Raw genomic sequence first — 15,726 nt, forward strand, 5'->3', positions numbered from 1 at the left:
TATTCTAAACAACACACTACTATAAGTTACGTACAGCATCTTTAAACTGACGTCCTCTATCTTCATAATTTTCAAATAAATCAAAACTTGCACAAGCTGGTGATAGCAATACATTATCTCCAATTTCAGCAATTTTGTAAGCTATTTTTACAGCTTCACTCATATATTGTGTTTCAACAATAACATCAACCATATTGCCAAAAGTGTTAATAAGCTTTTCATTATCTGCACCTAAGCAAATAATGGCTTTTACTTTTTCATTTACAAAAGGAAACAACTCCTCATAGTTATTACCTTTATCTACGCCACCAACTATCCAAACAGTTGGCGCATCCATACTTTCTAAAGCAAAATACGTTGCATTAACGTTGGTTGCTTTAGAATCATTTATATACTGAACTTTATTTATTTTAAGAACGTTTTCTAAACGATGCTCTACACCTTGAAAATTCTCTAAACTTTCTCTTATTGTTTGCTTTCTAATTTTTAACAAATGTGCAACTGTTGAAGCTGCCATTGCATTTTTTACGTTATGTTTACCTTCTAATGTTAAACCTGTTGTTGGCATAATAAATTCGCTATTATTAACTGTTATTTTTATATTATTGTTTTCTAAAAAGACACCATTTTCAATACGTTTTGTTAATGAAAACGGTAATAATGTTGATTTTACAGGATTGTTTTCTAAGTGCTTTACAATAACCTCATCATCGGCATCATATATTAAAAAATCATCTTCTGTTTGATTTTCTACTATCCTGAATTTTGATGCTATGTAATTTTCAAACTTATAATCATACCTATCTAAATGATCTGGAGTTATATTGGTAATTACTGCTATATGCGGTTTAAATTTGATGATATCATCTAACTGAAAACTGCTAATTTCTAACACATAATTCTGATAGTTTTTCTGTAAAACTTGTTTCGCAAAACTATCGCCAATATTACCCGCTAAACCTACATTTAGTTCTTGTTTTAAAATATGATGCGTTAAACTTGCTGTTGTTGTTTTGCCATTACTACCTGTAATACCTACAATTGTAGCATTGGCAAACATTGCCGCAAATTCAATTTCTGAAACCACTGGAATACCTTTGCTTCGTATTAATTTTACTAACGGTACTTTATCTGGTATTCCTGGGCTTTTCATCACCATACTTGCATTAAGAATTTTTGCTTCGGTATGCATTTCTTCTTCCCATGCAATTGCATTATTTATAAGAACCTCTTTATATTTTTCTTTTATTTTTCCTTTATCAGATACAAACACGCTGTATCCTTTTTCTTTTGCTAGTAGCGCTGCACCAACACCACTTTCGCCTCCTCCAAGAACTACAAGTGTTTTCATCTATCTAATCTTCAACGTTACTATAGATAGAATAGCAAGTAGAATTCCAATAATCCAAAAGCGTGTTGAAATTTTACTTTCATGATATCCTAGTTTTTGATAGTGATGATGTAGGGGCGACATTTTGAAAATTCGGCGACCTTCACCATACTTCTTTTTGGTATATTTAAACCAACTAACCTGCATTACAACCGATAAATTTTCAGCTAAAAAAATACCACACAACACAGGAATTAGCCATTCTTTTCTTACAGCAATTGCTATTACTGCTATAATTCCGCCAATAGTTAAACTTCCCGTATCACCCATAAAAACCTGTGCCGGATATGTATTGTACCACAAAAAACCAATAAGCGCACCAACAAATGCAGCTATGTAAATAGTAATTTCTTCTACTCTGGGTATGTACATTATATTGAGGTAGTCTGAAAAAATTATATTACCCGACACCCAAGCAAAAATACCCAGTGTAAGCACTATAATTGCTGATGTTCCGGCAGCTAAACCATCAATACCATCGGTTAAATTGGCACCGTTAGAAACGGCTGTTATTATAAAAATAGCCGCTATTATAAAAATTAACCACGTGTATTTTTCTAAATCTGGGTGAATCCAAGTTATTAAATCTGAATAATCAAATTCATTATGTTTAACAAACGGAATAGTTGTTTTTGTTGATTTTTCTTCTGCTTTAAAAAACGCAGACTCTTTAGCTGCAGGATTTTCTTTTCGTATTTGTTGCTGAGCTTCTAATGGTAATTTTTCTTTGATAACAACATCATTATTAAAATAAAGCGTTGCCCCCACTATAATACCCAAACCAACTTGACCTATAACTTTAAACTTCCCTTGTAAACCTTCTTTATTGTTTTTAAACTTTTTTATAAAATCATCTAAAAAACCAATAGCCCCCATCCAAAGCGTAGTAATTAGCAATAAAATGATGTAAATATTCTCTAATTTAGCAAGAAGAAGTACCGGAATTAACGTTGCCAAAATAATGATAATACCACCCATTGTTGGCGTACCAGCTTTTTCGGCTTGCCCATCTAAACCTAAATCTCTAATGGTTTCGCCCATTTGTTTCTTTTGAAGAAAACGAATAATTCTTTTACCATAAATAGTTGAAATTAACAACGACAGAATCATTGCCAAAGCCGCCCTAAAAGTTATAAACCCAAAAAGCGTTGCTCCTGGAAACTGAAATTGCTGTTCTAAATATTTAAATAGGTAGTATAACATGTTTTCTATATTGCTATTTAATTGCTTAAACTTTGCTTAGCAACCAAACGCCATTTTATTTTTGTAACTGTTTTAAAAATTCTTTTACCGTCTTGAAATCATCAAAATCAAAGCGTTCACCCTTTATTTCTTGATATGTTTCATGGCCTTTACCGGCTATTAATATTATATCATTAGGAGCTGCTAATTGACACGCTGCTTTTATTGCTTGCGCCCTATTTGAAATTGTTAATGATTTTTTGAAATTTTGAGGCTCAACACCTGCTTCAATATCTCTTAATATAGCCTCAGGATCTTCACTTCTTGGGTTATCATTGGTAAAAATTACCTTTGTACTAAGTGCCGTTGCAATATGCCCCATTTTTGGGCGCTTGGTTTTATCTCTATCGCCACCACAACCAACAACGGTTATAAGTTCTTCGTTTTTTGTTCTAATACTATTTATGGTTTCTAACACGTTTTTAAGCGCATCAGGCGTGTGTGCATAATCAACAATAGCTGTAATTTTTTCATCTGAAATTATATATTGAAAACGCCCACTAACACTTTCTAATTCAGAAACTAGCCTTAAAACTTCAAATTTTTCAAGCCCTAAAAGTTCGGCTGTGGCGTAAATTGCCAAAACATTGTAGGCGTTAAAATTACCAATAAGCTTTGTCCAAACTTCATTATCATTAACTTTAAGCAATAAACCGCTTAACTGATTTTCTAAAATTTGCGCTTTATAATCGGCATAACTTTTTAATGCATACGTGTATTTTTTTGCTTTTGTGTTTTGCAGCATAACTGCCCCATTTTTATCATCGGTGTTCGTTAAAGCAAATGCAGTTTTTGGCAAAGCATCAAAAAATTGCTTTTTCACATCTCTATATTCTGAAAATGTGTTGTGATAATCTAAATGATCATGCGACAGATTCGTGAAAATTCCACCAGAAAAAACCAATCCTTCAGTTCTACTTTGATGAATACCATGCGAACTCACTTCCATAAAGCAAAACTCTACCCCTTCATCATTCATTTCCTTTAAATATTTATTGATAGTTAAAGAATCTGGTGTTGTATGTGTTGCTTTGTAAACCTTATTATCAACTAATATTTTTACTGTTGAAAGTAGCCCAACCTTATATCCTGCGTTTTTGAACAACTGATAAAGTAAACTAGCAACTGTTGTTTTACCATTAGTACCTGTTACACCTACAAGTTTTAAATTTTCAGAAGGTGCACCGTAATAATTTGATGCCAAAATTGCCAAAGCTTTGTTAGAATTATCAACTTCAACATAGGTTACACCCTCAACCAAAACTTTAGGCATGGCTTGACAAACAATAGCTTTTGCCCCGTTTTTAATAGCTTTTTCAATAAAATCATGCCCATTTACCGCAGTACCAACTATAGCTACAAACACATCATTTTCACCTACATTTCTAGAATCAAAATGAATAGCGTTAACAGACACGTTTGTATCTCCTACAACGGCATTAATTGAAACTTTATATAATATATCTTTTAACAAACTCATGATGCTATTAAAACAATTGTTTGATTGTCTTTTAACTTTATATTTTTGTTAATGGATTGTTTTTTAACAATACCACTACCTTGTAATTTCACCTTTATATTTACATTCATATTTTCTAAAAGCGCAACAGCATCCATTGCTGGTAAACCCACCACATTTGGCATTATAGTTTTGTAGGTTTGCGCTAATTGATAATACCCTTCATATTCTTTCTCAACCGATGATTTTTTAACATTAAGTGTTTCAATTTCATCAACAATAGGTGTATCTGTAAATATTTTTTGTGCTATTCTTTTAAAAACTGGCCCTGAAACATCTGCCCCATAATACCCCACACTTTTATCAGGTTCATGAATAACAACAATACAAGAATACTTAGGATTTTCAGCTGGAAAATACCCTGCAAATGATGATATGTAATTAAGTTTTTCTTTATTACTATAATCTTTTTGACATGTACCTGTTTTGCCCGCCATTGAAAAATTTTCAGAATATAAACGATGCCCTGTACCGTGCTCTTTTTCAACTACATTTTTTAATAAAGCTTGTAGTTTAGCAACCGTTTGTTTTGAACATATTTCATTGTTTATAACTTCCTCTTTAAAAGGCTCAACAACCCTGTCAAATTCTCTAACCTCTCTTAAAAACCTAGGCTTTACCATTACACCATTATTAGCAACCGCATTATAAAAAGTTAGCGTTTGTAAAGGCGTAAATGATACACCGTAACCGTAAGCCATCCACTGCAAAGCAATACCACTCCAGCGGCCGTTTTTTACACGCGGATCTGGAATTATGGGTTTTGGCTCACCTATTATTGGTAAGTTTAAATCTGAATTCAAATTCATATCATATAACCTATCAACAAATTTTTCAGGTTGTTTTCTGTAAGCTTTATCTATTGCCTTTACAATTCCTGTGTTTGAAGACACTTCAAAAGCACGAGCAATTGAAATTTTACCGTAGCCACCCCATTTAGAATCCCTTACTTTTTTTCCGTAGTAAGTAATAATACCTTTTTCAGTATCAACCACATCACTTGTATCTACCAATTTATCTTCAAAAGCAGCTGCCAAAGCCATTAACTTAAAAGTTGACCCCGACTCATGACTTTCACCAACCGCATAATTTAAGCGCTCATAATAGCGCCCATTTTTATTTCTTCCCAAGTTAGAAATAGCTCTAATTTCACCCGTTTTTGTTTCCATTACCACCACACAACCATGGTCTGCCTTGTATTTTTCTAATTGCTCTAAAAGTGCGTGGTGTGCAATATCTTGTATGTTAACATCAATAGTTGTATATACATCATAACCATCTTTAGGCTCAATTTCATTAGCATCTCGCAAAGGTTTCCATTGCCCTTTACCTATACGCTGTTTTTTTCGTTGCCCATCAACGCCTCGTAAATACTTTACACCAAAAGCACCATCAATACCAGGGCGTGTAACATTACCTTTTTCATCAACCCGCTCATAACCAATAGTTCTTTGAGCAATACCACCCATTGGGTGCTCTCGCTTTGTTGTTTGCTCAACAATTAAACCGCCTTTAAACGCACCCAAGCTTAATAATGGAAAGTTCCTTATGCGCGTATAATCTGTATACCCCACATTTCTCACTAACAAATAATATCTATTTTTATTGGCGCGTGCTTTTCTTAATTCTTTTTGATAAAAAGCTGATGATTTACCTGTAAACTTTGACAACGAATCTGCCAAAGGTTTCAAATATTTGGTAAAGTTTTTTGCCGAAGGTGTTAGCGCATCTATTCTAATATCATATTTTGGAATTGACGTTGCCAACAAGTTACCATTAACAGAATATACATTACCCCTGTTTGCAGGAATAACAACATCTTTTACAACACGTTTTTCTGCTAGTGCTTTGTATTTTTCGCCCTGCAGAAACTGTATACTAAATAGCTTAAACACAACTGCAAGCCCGAAGACAAACATACACCCTGCTATAAAGTACAAACGGTTTAATATGTTTTTCTCGTTAACTGCCAATGTTGTTTAATTTTTAGATTTTACTTTTATTTTTTTTGGCGGAATTACTGATGGCGCAATCCCTTTTTCTTTCATTATATTTATTACATGCGACTCCATTTTTAGCCGCATTAATTTTGTACGACCTTCTAAAAATGTGGATCGGGTTTCTTTAACTTCATTTTTTAACCGTGCTATTTCATATACTTTTTTATCTGCACTGTGCGAACTTGCTATCATAACCAAAGCCAACACTGATATAAAAATGATAAACCTCCAGTTTTTAAAAGAATCATCACTTACTAAAAACGTTCCTTTTAATATGTTGTAAATGTTCTTTTTCATTGCTTAACCAACAACTTACACACGGTTACTAAACCAGTTTTATAACTTTTCAGCTATTCGCAGTTTTGCGCTTCTAGCCCTATTATTTATTTTTATTTCTTCTTTTGACGGCACTATGAGCCCATTAACTTTTTTAAGTGGCACCTCAAAATTGCCAAACATATCTCTTTCTGGCTCTCCTTCAAACAAACCATTTCTTATGAAACGTTTTACCAACCTATCTTCTAAAGAATGATAGGATATAAAACTTAACCTACCGCCTTTTACCAAAACCTCTGGCGTTTGCAACAAGAACTCTTTTAAAACTTCAATTTCTTGATTTACTTCAATTCTTATTGCCTGATATATTTGTGCCAATACTTTATTTTCATGCCTTGGCGGTAAAAACTTTTTTAAAACCGTTTTTAATTGCTTACTTGTTACAATTGGCTCATTTTGCCTATGCGCCACAATTAACCTTGCCATTGCTGGCGCCGGCCTTAACTCACCATATTGTGCAAATACCTGCCTAAGCTGCTCCTCTTCATACTCATTTACCACATGAAAAGCCGATAGCGTATTTCGTTGATTCATACGCATATCTAAATCAGCCTCAAAACGCGTTGAAAACCCACGTTCAGCAACATCAAACTGATGAGATGACACACCAAAATCTGCCAAAACACCATCAACTTGCTTCACACCATGCAACCTTAAAAAACGCTTTAAATACCTAAAATTCTCATTAATTAGCGTAAACCTAGGGTCATCAATTTTATTTCTAAGAGCATCTTCATCTTGATCAAAAGCAAATAACTTCCCATTTTCATCAAGCCTACTTAAAATTTCTTTACTGTGCCCGCCACCACCAAAAGTAACATCAACATACACACCGCTGGGTTTTATATTTAAACCATCAACAGTTTCTTTTAATAATACCGGATTATGATATTCCATACGCTTCGTCATCATCTTGCCCCATTACTTCCTCGGCTAAATCTGCAAAATCTAATGCCGCATCATCAATGGCTTGTTCATATAAATCTTTATCCCAAATTTCAATAATATTAACAGCCGAAGCCACCACAATATCTTTTGAAATGTTTGCAAAAACGGTTAAATCTTTAGGTATTAACAAACGCCCATTACCATCAACCTCAACCATTTTTACCCCTGCAGTAAACCTTCTTATAAAATCATTGTTCTTTTTTTTAAACCTGTTTAGTTTGTTCATTTTTTGCATTAGCACTTGCCACTCTGCCATTGGATACAACTCTAAACACTTCTGAAACACCGATCTACGCAAAACAAAGCCTTCTGCCAACACAGCAGCCATTTGCTTTTTTAAAGGCGCAGGCATCATTAACCTACCCTTTGCATCTACTTTGCATTCGTATGTTCCTGTTAAAAAATTCAAGCTTGTTTGTTAGGTTCCCTATTCAAAATTCAAAGATATTGAAAAATTTACCACATTTTACCACAATATACCACTTTGTTAATAAATTTTACCACATAGTTACCACTTATCTATGAAGACACCTTCAAAACCCCTATAAACTCTAATAATCAAACAATTACAAAACACATAACTTTAACAGTTACATTATTAACAATACTTTAAACGTGTTTTGTTTTACTGAATTAATTATGATAGCTGAAATATGAATGAAATAACTATATTTGTTTTTTGTGAAAGACTTACTATTTAATGACGCATAGTTTAAAAAAAGAAGGAAATTACAACTATATTGAAGTTGGTGAAGGCACTCCAATAATAGTGCTTCATGGGTTAATGGGTGGATTGAGTAATTTTGATGCTGTAACTAAACATTTTAGCACTAAAGGCTATAAGGTTATTATACCTGAATTACCTATTTACACCATGTCTTTGCTTAAAACCAACGTTAAAAACTTTGCCAATTATTTGCATAGTTTCATAGAGTTTAAAGGATTCAATGAAGTAATTTTATTAGGAAATTCACTAGGTGGACACATAGGTTTATACCATACTAAATTATTTCCAGAAAAAGTAAAAGCTTTAATAATTACAGGCAGTTCTGGCCTTTATGAAAGCGCTATGGGCGGAGGTTATACAAAACGTAGTGATTATGAAGTTATAAAAAAGAAAGCCCAAGAAGTTTTTTATGACCCCGAAGTTGCTACCAAAGAAATTGTTGATGAAGTTTATGCTACCGTTAATGACAGAAATAAACTTATTAAAACATTAGCCATAGCTAAAAGTGCCATTAGACATAACATGGCAAAAGATTTACCAAAAATGCAAACACCTACATGTATTATTTGGGGAAAAAACGATAATGTTACACCACCAGAGGTAGCTGAAGAATTCCATACACTTTTACCAGATTCTGATTTGTATTGGATTGATAAATGCGGGCATGCAGCCATGATGGAGCACCCAGATACGTTTAACAATCTAATGGAAAACTGGTTAAGTAAACGTAACTTTTAAACACCTAAAAAACATTAATTAGTTAATGGATATTAAATCTGCCAGCTTTGTAGTAAGTAATTCTGAAGTTGAAAAATGCCCCAAAAGCAATCTGCCAGAGTACGCTTTTATTGGCAGGAGTAATGTTGGGAAATCATCATTAATTAACATGCTTACTAACCGAAAAAGTTTAGCAAAAACATCGGGTAGGCCAGGAAAAACACAGTTAATAAACCATTTTTTAATTAATAACAATTGGCATTTGGTAGATTTACCAGGCTATGGGTACGCGCGCGTTTCAAAATCTTCAAAAAAAACATTTCAAAAATTTATAACGCAATATTTTAGCAAACGTTTACAGTTAGTTTGCGCTTTTGTTTTAGTTGATATTAGGCATACACCCCAAACAATAGATTTAGAATTTATGCAATGGCTTGGTGAAAATGGTATTCCTTTTTGCATCATTTTTACAAAAGCTGATAAACTAAAACCTATGGCTATAGAAAGACATGTTGAAGATTATAAAAATATTATGCTTGAAACATGGGAAGAAATGCCAGAATACTTCATAACTTCATCATCAAAAAGTATTGGAAAAGATAATTTGTTGAATTACATTGATTATTTAAACAATAATTTAGCTAAATAACGCTGTATTTTTAAAAAATTTCTACTTTTTAAAGAATAGAACATACCGCATTAATGCCTATTAATTTTGAAAATATATCTTATTTAAAACAAGGCAACACACGCCAAAAAGCAGCATATAAAGCTATTAAAGCACTAAACATTTTTAATACGCTACAACAGTTTAACCCAATTTTAACAGGCACAATACCCATAGAAATTGATATACCAAATAGCGATTTAGATATTATTTGCTATTGTAAAAACCATGAATATTTACAAGAGGTTTTAATATACAATTTTAAAGATGAAACTGATTTTGAGATTAACACAATTATTCAAAACAAAGTAAAATCAACCATTGCTACATTTAAATTTGATGGTTTTGTTTTTGAAATATTTGGTCAAAATACACCAACCAAAAAACAAAACGCCTACAAACATATGCTCATTGAATATGACATTTTACAACAAAAAGGCACTTCTTTTAAAAATACCATTATTGCACTTAAGCTACAAGGCTTAAAAACTGAACCTGCTTTTGCAAAAGCGTTACATTTACCAGGAAACCCATACGAAGCTTTATTAGCGTTTAAGTTTTAACATCTAAAGCATCACGCAAAGCATTACCAATAAGCATAAATGCCATAACTAAACTCATAATACATAGCCCAGGTATTATAGCTAAATAAGGTTTCCCTAAAATAATATAATTATAATGATCTTTTATCATGGCACCCCAACTAGCCATAGGCGGTTGAGCTCCAATACCCAAAAAACTCAATCCGCTTTCTATTAAAATAGCTGCCGCAAAATTTGCTGCCGAAATTACAATTACTGGCGCCATTATATTAGGTAAAATATGCTTAGTTATAATTCTAAAATTACCATAACCTAATGCTTTTGCAGCTGTTACATATTGCATTTCTTTAGCACTAATTATTTGTCCGCGTACAACTCTAGCAACTTCTACCCACATTGTTAAACCTACCGCAATAAACACCTGCCAAAAACCTTTGCCTAAAGCCAATGTTATTGCAATAACTAGCAGCAACGTTGGTATAGACCACGTTACGTTTATAAGCCACATAATTACAGCATCTGTTTTTCCGCCATAATATCCCGCAACACTTCCCATAAAAACGCCTATAATTAAAGATATTAATACTGCTACAAAGCCAATAAAAAATGAAATTCTGGCTCCTACTAGTACCCTGCTTAATAAATCACGTCCATATTTATCAGTACCAAACAGAAAGCGTTTTTCTTTAATAAACTTTGAAACATCATTATTAGGAAACACTTCAAGCTTTACTATTTTTTCAACACCTTCTAAACCATCGGAAGCATATTCAGTGTATTGTAATACGTTATTTTCTATTTTGTATTTTGATATAGGAACTTCAGTATTTGTGCTTTTTTTTCCGAAGAATATATTACTTATAACACTTTCTTTTTCATTAAACCCTGAAGGAATTGAAAGCATTGTTACTTTAAAACCTGGCTTTTTAGAATGAATTGATAAATGCATTTGGTTGGCATGCTTAGTGTTATCTGGTGCAATTACATAAGCAAATACTGCTATTACACCAACAAACACTAAAAAAAAACAACTAAAAACGCCCCAAAAGTTTTTTTTAAACTTTTGGAGCGCTAATTGTTTTAATGAATTTGGCTTATGTTGCATAAACCAACTACTTTTTTATTTCTGGTTTATTTGTTGATGCTACTTTTTTTATAGGATAGGCTGTTTTTAAATCTTCTAAAACATTTATAGCTTCTTCAACATACACATCTTTTGCTAAATTGTTGTGCCAACGCTCTCTTTTTTCTTTTAAATCTGTAGTGTCTTGCTCAAATAATGATTTCTCGTAAGCATGAGACCTAAATGTTAAATTAGTTTTGTATTTTGAAATAGCATCAAATTTTTTTCCTTCTTCGTCATTTAACTCAGCATCTTTTTTGTACTGATTATAGTTTAATGACACTACTGTTTCATCAATTTTACTTTTTACCCATTTAGCATTTTCATCAATAAGCTTTAATTGCTCATTGTTACTCATTCGTGCTTTACTTTTATTAATGGTAGCTTCATAATCAAAATAATTTTCCCAAGGCGTATAATCTGCAGGTGTAATTTCGTCATATGGCAACGGGTTTTCTTTTTCCTTTTCTCCTACTTCAATATAACTAAAGCGCCCAGGAACAGTTACATCACTTTGTACTCCTTCTAACTGAACAGAACCACCGTTAATTCTATAATATTTTTGAGTTGTAAAAGCTAAAGCTCCTAAATCTCCACTGGTACTGTTTCTTACTAAATCATTTAAATTATATACGTTTTGAACAGTACCTTTTCCGTAAGTTTGTTTACTGCCAATAACAATAGCTCTTTTATAATCTTGCATGGCGGCCGCCATAATTTCGGAAGCTGAAGCTGATAGCTCATTTACTAAAATTACTAATGGACCATCCCAAGAAATTGATTTATCTCTATCTTTTAAAACCTCTTTATTATCTCCAGTTGAACGTACTTGTACAATAGGCCCGTCTTTAATAAATAACCCTGCCATATCAACAACAGTTGGTAATGAACCACCTCCGTTGTTTCTTAAATCTAGAATTAAACCTTCAATACCTTCGGCTTTTAATCGTTCAATTTCTTTTTTAACATCTTGAGCTGCATTTACATTTTTATAATCATTAAAATCTACATAAAACTTAGGTAAATTAATGATACCGAAGTTTTTACCTTCTTTTTCAACTACTGATGATTTTGCATAAGTTTCACCTAACTCAACCACATCTCTAACAATGGTTACCTCTTTAATTGTACCATCAACTTTTTTTATGGTTAAGGTTACTTTGGTGCCTTTTGGCCCCTTAATGTATTTTATGGCATCGTTAATACGCATACCAACAATGTCAATTGGATATTCTTCATCTTCTTGCTTTACTTTTAAAATAACATCTTCAACGTCAAGCTCATTACTTCTCCATGCAGGCCCTCCTGAAATTAGCTCAACAATTTTAATGTAATCCATTCTTTTTTGTAGTCTTGCACCAATACCTTCTAATTTACCAGACATATCCATATCAAAAGCCTCTTTGTTTCTTGGTGCTAGATAGTATGTGTGCGGATCAAACTCTTCAACAATAGTGTTTACGTAAATTGAAAACCAATCTTCGCGTTGTAAATCGTCAATATTATCATTAAAATATATTTCTAATGATTTTTTAGTGGCTTCGCGTGCTTCTTTTTCAATTTGAGCTTCGGTTTTTGAAACATAAGACGCATCATTTTTCCTAGCTTGCTCTTCTTGAATGTGAATATCATCATAGTTTGAAAGTGTTGAAAATTTTAATTGCTTTCTCCAACGTTCTTTCATTTGCTTTTTGTTTTTTACAAAATCATCTTTATCATAATCTGTATCAAAACTTTCATTTATGGTATAATCAAATGGTTCACTTAAAACTTGATTATAAATTTCTTTTGCTTCACGAATTCTTGTAATTAAACGCTCGTGTGTTTCATTAAAAAATGTAACATCAGTAGCTTTTAACTGGTCATCTAGCTGTAATTTATATTTTTCAAAATCCTTAATGTCAGACTCATAGAAGTAGCGTTTAAAAGGATCTAAAGTTTCAATATAATCATCAAAAAGTTCTTGAGAAAAGTTATCATCCATTGCAATAGGATCATAATGCCCTCGCTCTAAAACAAAGGTTATTATTTGTACCAGTAATTTATCTTTATCTGGATTATCAAATGTTTTGGTTGTAAAACTGCATGAAGCAAAGGCCAACAACAGTAATAACGATAGAACTTTATAATTCCTTTTCATAATTTTTTTCATCAGTTAATGTTTAAATAGTTCTATTATACAATAGTAATATTTCACTAAAATAAAGAAAAAACTATGCCAATAACTGCAAAATGGCCTAATTTTTTGTTAAACCGAAGAAAATGCCTGTTTCCTAATGAAATTATGTATTTTAGCACATGTTATTTACATTCTATTCATGACAAAAAAACCGCTTATACTTGTAACAAATGATGATGGCATAAACGCCCCCGGAATTAGAACCTTAATTAGTGTTATGAATACCATTGGCGATGTTGTGGTAGTTGCACCCGATAGCCCACAAAGCGGCATGGGACACGCTATTACAGTTGATGCCACACTATATGTTAACAAAGTTACTTTTGATGACGGACCACAAAAAGAATACAGCTGCTCTGGCACACCCGCAGATTGTGTAAAACTTGCCAATAGAGAATTGCTTACCCGGAAACCAGACCTTTGTGTTTCAGGTATTAATCACGGTTCAAATGCCTCAATAAATGTTATTTACTCTGGCACTATGAGTGCTGCTGTTGAAGCTGGTGTTGAAGGTATTCCGGCTATTGGTTTTTCGCTTTTAGATTATTCTTGGAATGCTAATTTTGATGCCTCTAAACCTTTTGTAAAACAAATTGTTCTTGAAGTTTTAAAAAACAAACTACCAAATGATGTAGTTTTAAATGTAAACATACCCAACCTACCAAAGCACAAAATTAAAGGCGTAAAAGTATGTAGGCAAGCCAAAGGCAATTGGGTAGAAACTTTTGATAAACGGCAAAACCCTATGGGTAAAGACTACTACTGGCTTAGTGGTAAATTTGTAAATTTAGATGGCGGTGAAGACACTGATGAGTATGCCCTTGAAAACGGTTACATATCTATAGTACCCGTACAGTTTGATTTAACTGCCTACCAAGCTTTAAAAACTTTAAATTCATGGAATTTTAATAAAACCGAATAATTTTTAAATGAAAAAAGATATAATTATTGGCATGCTTGTTGGCCTTATTGCAAATAGCATTGGCTTATTAGCTGCCGCTACATTATTAGGTAATGGTGATGATTTTACAAACGTAATTAAAGCTGCTGCTAACGAAGGCTTTTTAGGTAAACTCATAAGCCTTGGTGCTGTATTAAACTTAATAGCTTTTTTTATTTTTATTAAGAAAAGGCAAGATTACAGAGCTCGTGGTGTATTACTAATTACTGTTTTTATTGCTGTTTTTACATTTATTTTTAAACTGTATTAAATTTAAAAATGAAGTATTATATACTTGCAGGAGAAGCATCGGGAGATTTACACGGTGCCAACTTAATGAAAGCATTACAAATAGTTGATGCCAATGCCAATATTAGGTTTTGGGGTGGCGATTTGATGCAAAACGTTGGCGGCACTTTAGTAAAACACTATAAAGAGCGTGCTTTTATGGGCTTTACTGAGGTTATTATGAACCTCTCAAAAATTTTCAAACTTATTTCTTTTTGTAAAGAAGACATTAAAAATTTTAAACCCGATGTTGTTATTTTCATAGATAATTCTGGTTTTAACTTACGCATTGCAAAATGGGCAAAAGCCCAAGGTTTTAAAACCAATTACTACATTTCACCACAAGTATGGGCATCTAGAGCAAGCCGCGTAAAAGCTATTAAACGCGATATTGATGCCATGTACGTTATTCTACCTTTTGTAAAACCGTTTTACGAAAAGTACAACTATAATGTTACATTTGTTGGACATCCTTTAATTGATGCTATTGCAGACAGAACTCAAGTAAACCCAACAGCATTTAGAAAAGCACATAATTTAAGTGAAAAACCAATTATTGCTCTTTTACCCGGAAGCCGTAAACAAGAAATTACCAAAATGCTATCTGTTATGCTTAGTTTGGTTGATGATTTTAAAGATTATCAATTTGTTATTGGCGGCGCCCCAAGTCAAGAATTTAGTTTTTACCAACAATTTATAAAAACGAATAATGTAAAGTTTATTTCAAATAAAACTTATGATTTGCTAAGTGTTGCCCACGCTGCATTGGTAACATCTGGCACAGCTACTTTAGAAACCGCTCTATTTAAAGTTCCGCAAGTTGTTTGCTATAAAGGTAGCGCCATTTCTTACCACATTGCAAAACGCATTATTACACTTAAATTTATATCTTTAGTAAACTTAATAATGGACAAAGAAGTGGTTACTGAATTAATTCAAAACGACTTTAATAAAAACCGATTAAAACACGAACTAGAAAATATTTTAAACGCCAACACACGCCAAAGAATTTTTGAAGATTATTATGAACTTGAAAAAACTTTGGGTGGTAAAGGTGCTAGTGAAAATACTGCTAAACTTATTTATGCATCATTAACATCATAAAAAT

At 32.7% G+C, this 15,726-nt stretch carries 15 protein-coding genes; 6 read left to right on the forward strand and 9 right to left on the reverse strand.

Going from position 1 to position 15,726, the window contains the following annotated elements; all coding sequences use genetic code 11:
* Positions 1 to 19 precede the first annotated feature (19 nt).
* From murD to mraZ, 7 genes are read right to left on the reverse strand one after another with little or no spacing between them, the layout of a single operon-like run.
* A complete protein-coding gene (murD, locus tag FUA26_RS13625; RefSeq protein WP_147137250.1) occupies positions 20 to 1,351 on the reverse strand; it encodes a UDP-N-acetylmuramoyl-L-alanine--D-glutamate ligase in 1,332 nt (443 codons plus the stop codon).
* A complete protein-coding gene (gene mraY / locus FUA26_RS13630; protein ID WP_147137253.1) occupies positions 1,352 to 2,593 on the reverse strand; it encodes a phospho-N-acetylmuramoyl-pentapeptide-transferase in 1,242 nt (413 codons plus the stop codon). It abuts the gene before it with no gap.
* A gap of 55 nt (positions 2,594 to 2,648) precedes the next feature.
* Positions 2,649 to 4,112, reverse strand: coding sequence for a UDP-N-acetylmuramoyl-L-alanyl-D-glutamate--2,6-diaminopimelate ligase (locus tag FUA26_RS13635; protein ID WP_147137256.1), 1,464 nt, complete (start codon positions 4,110 to 4,112; stop codon positions 2,649 to 2,651).
* The gene (locus tag FUA26_RS13640) at positions 4,109 to 6,070 is read right to left on the reverse strand and encodes a penicillin-binding protein (protein WP_147137326.1); all 1,962 of its coding nucleotides are present in this window, start codon (positions 6,068 to 6,070) and stop codon (positions 4,109 to 4,111) included. The genes FUA26_RS13635 and FUA26_RS13640 overlap by 4 nt, the downstream gene beginning before the upstream one ends.
* Before the next feature lie 60 nt (positions 6,071 to 6,130).
* The gene (locus FUA26_RS13645) at positions 6,131 to 6,448 is read right to left on the reverse strand and encodes an FtsL-like putative cell division protein (RefSeq protein WP_147137259.1); all 318 of its coding nucleotides are present in this window, start codon (positions 6,446 to 6,448) and stop codon (positions 6,131 to 6,133) included.
* A 39-nt stretch (positions 6,449 to 6,487) separates the two neighbouring features.
* Entirely contained in the window at positions 6,488 to 7,384 is an 897-nt protein-coding gene (gene rsmH, locus FUA26_RS13650) for a 16S rRNA (cytosine(1402)-N(4))-methyltransferase RsmH (protein WP_147137328.1), read from the reverse strand.
* Positions 7,371 to 7,844, reverse strand: coding sequence for a division/cell wall cluster transcriptional repressor MraZ (mraZ, locus tag FUA26_RS13655; RefSeq protein ID WP_147137262.1), 474 nt, complete (start codon positions 7,842 to 7,844; stop codon positions 7,371 to 7,373). The genes rsmH and mraZ overlap by 14 nt, the downstream gene beginning before the upstream one ends.
* 291 nt (positions 7,845 to 8,135) lie before the next feature.
* Here mraZ and FUA26_RS13660 point away from each other — a divergent pair, with 291 nt between their 5' ends.
* Genes FUA26_RS13660 through FUA26_RS13670 form a run of 3 tightly spaced genes read left to right on the forward strand, consistent with a single transcriptional unit; the run spans position 8,136 to position 10,109 of the window.
* Positions 8,136 to 8,900: an alpha/beta fold hydrolase gene (locus FUA26_RS13660; protein ID WP_147137265.1), complete on the forward strand. Its 765-nt coding sequence runs from the start codon at positions 8,136 to 8,138 to the stop codon at positions 8,898 to 8,900.
* A 25-nt stretch (positions 8,901 to 8,925) separates the two neighbouring features.
* Entirely contained in the window at positions 8,926 to 9,528 is a 603-nt protein-coding gene (yihA, locus tag FUA26_RS13665; protein ID WP_147137267.1) for a ribosome biogenesis GTP-binding protein YihA/YsxC, read from the forward strand.
* A gap of 53 nt (positions 9,529 to 9,581) precedes the next feature.
* Positions 9,582 to 10,109 (forward strand): DUF4269 domain-containing protein, encoded by a 528-nt coding sequence (locus FUA26_RS13670; protein WP_147137269.1) that lies wholly within the window; start codon positions 9,582 to 9,584, stop codon positions 10,107 to 10,109.
* Here FUA26_RS13670 and FUA26_RS13675 read toward each other — a convergent pair.
* Positions 10,099 to 11,193, reverse strand: a complete 1,095-nt coding sequence (locus tag FUA26_RS13675; RefSeq protein WP_147137271.1) for an ABC transporter permease — start codon at positions 11,191 to 11,193, stop codon at positions 10,099 to 10,101. The two genes, FUA26_RS13670 and FUA26_RS13675, sit on opposite strands and share 11 nt — an antisense overlap.
* A 7-nt stretch (positions 11,194 to 11,200) precedes the next feature.
* Positions 11,201 to 13,351: a carboxy terminal-processing peptidase gene (locus tag FUA26_RS13680; RefSeq protein ID WP_147137273.1), complete on the reverse strand. Its 2,151-nt coding sequence runs from the start codon at positions 13,349 to 13,351 to the stop codon at positions 11,201 to 11,203.
* Between the two features lie 178 nt (positions 13,352 to 13,529).
* On the opposite strand from FUA26_RS13680, the gene surE reads away from it, so the two are divergent.
* The 3 genes from surE to lpxB are packed head-to-tail and all read left to right on the forward strand — an operon-like array spanning position 13,530 to position 15,722.
* Positions 13,530 to 14,312: a 5'/3'-nucleotidase SurE gene (gene surE, locus FUA26_RS13685; protein ID WP_147137331.1), complete on the forward strand. Its 783-nt coding sequence runs from the start codon at positions 13,530 to 13,532 to the stop codon at positions 14,310 to 14,312.
* A gap of 7 nt (positions 14,313 to 14,319) precedes the next feature.
* Complete coding sequence (locus FUA26_RS13690; RefSeq protein ID WP_147137275.1) at positions 14,320 to 14,601, forward strand: hypothetical protein; 282 nt, start codon at positions 14,320 to 14,322, stop codon at positions 14,599 to 14,601.
* An 8-nt stretch (positions 14,602 to 14,609) separates the two neighbouring features.
* The gene (gene lpxB / locus FUA26_RS13695) at positions 14,610 to 15,722 is read left to right on the forward strand and encodes a lipid-A-disaccharide synthase (protein WP_147137277.1); all 1,113 of its coding nucleotides are present in this window, start codon (positions 14,610 to 14,612) and stop codon (positions 15,720 to 15,722) included.
* Positions 15,723 to 15,726: the final 4 nt, after the last annotated feature.

Origin of the sequence: Seonamhaeicola algicola (assembly GCF_007997385.1) — a bacterium.
In the GTDB taxonomy this organism is placed as follows: domain Bacteria; phylum Bacteroidota; class Bacteroidia; order Flavobacteriales; family Flavobacteriaceae; genus Seonamhaeicola; species Seonamhaeicola algicola.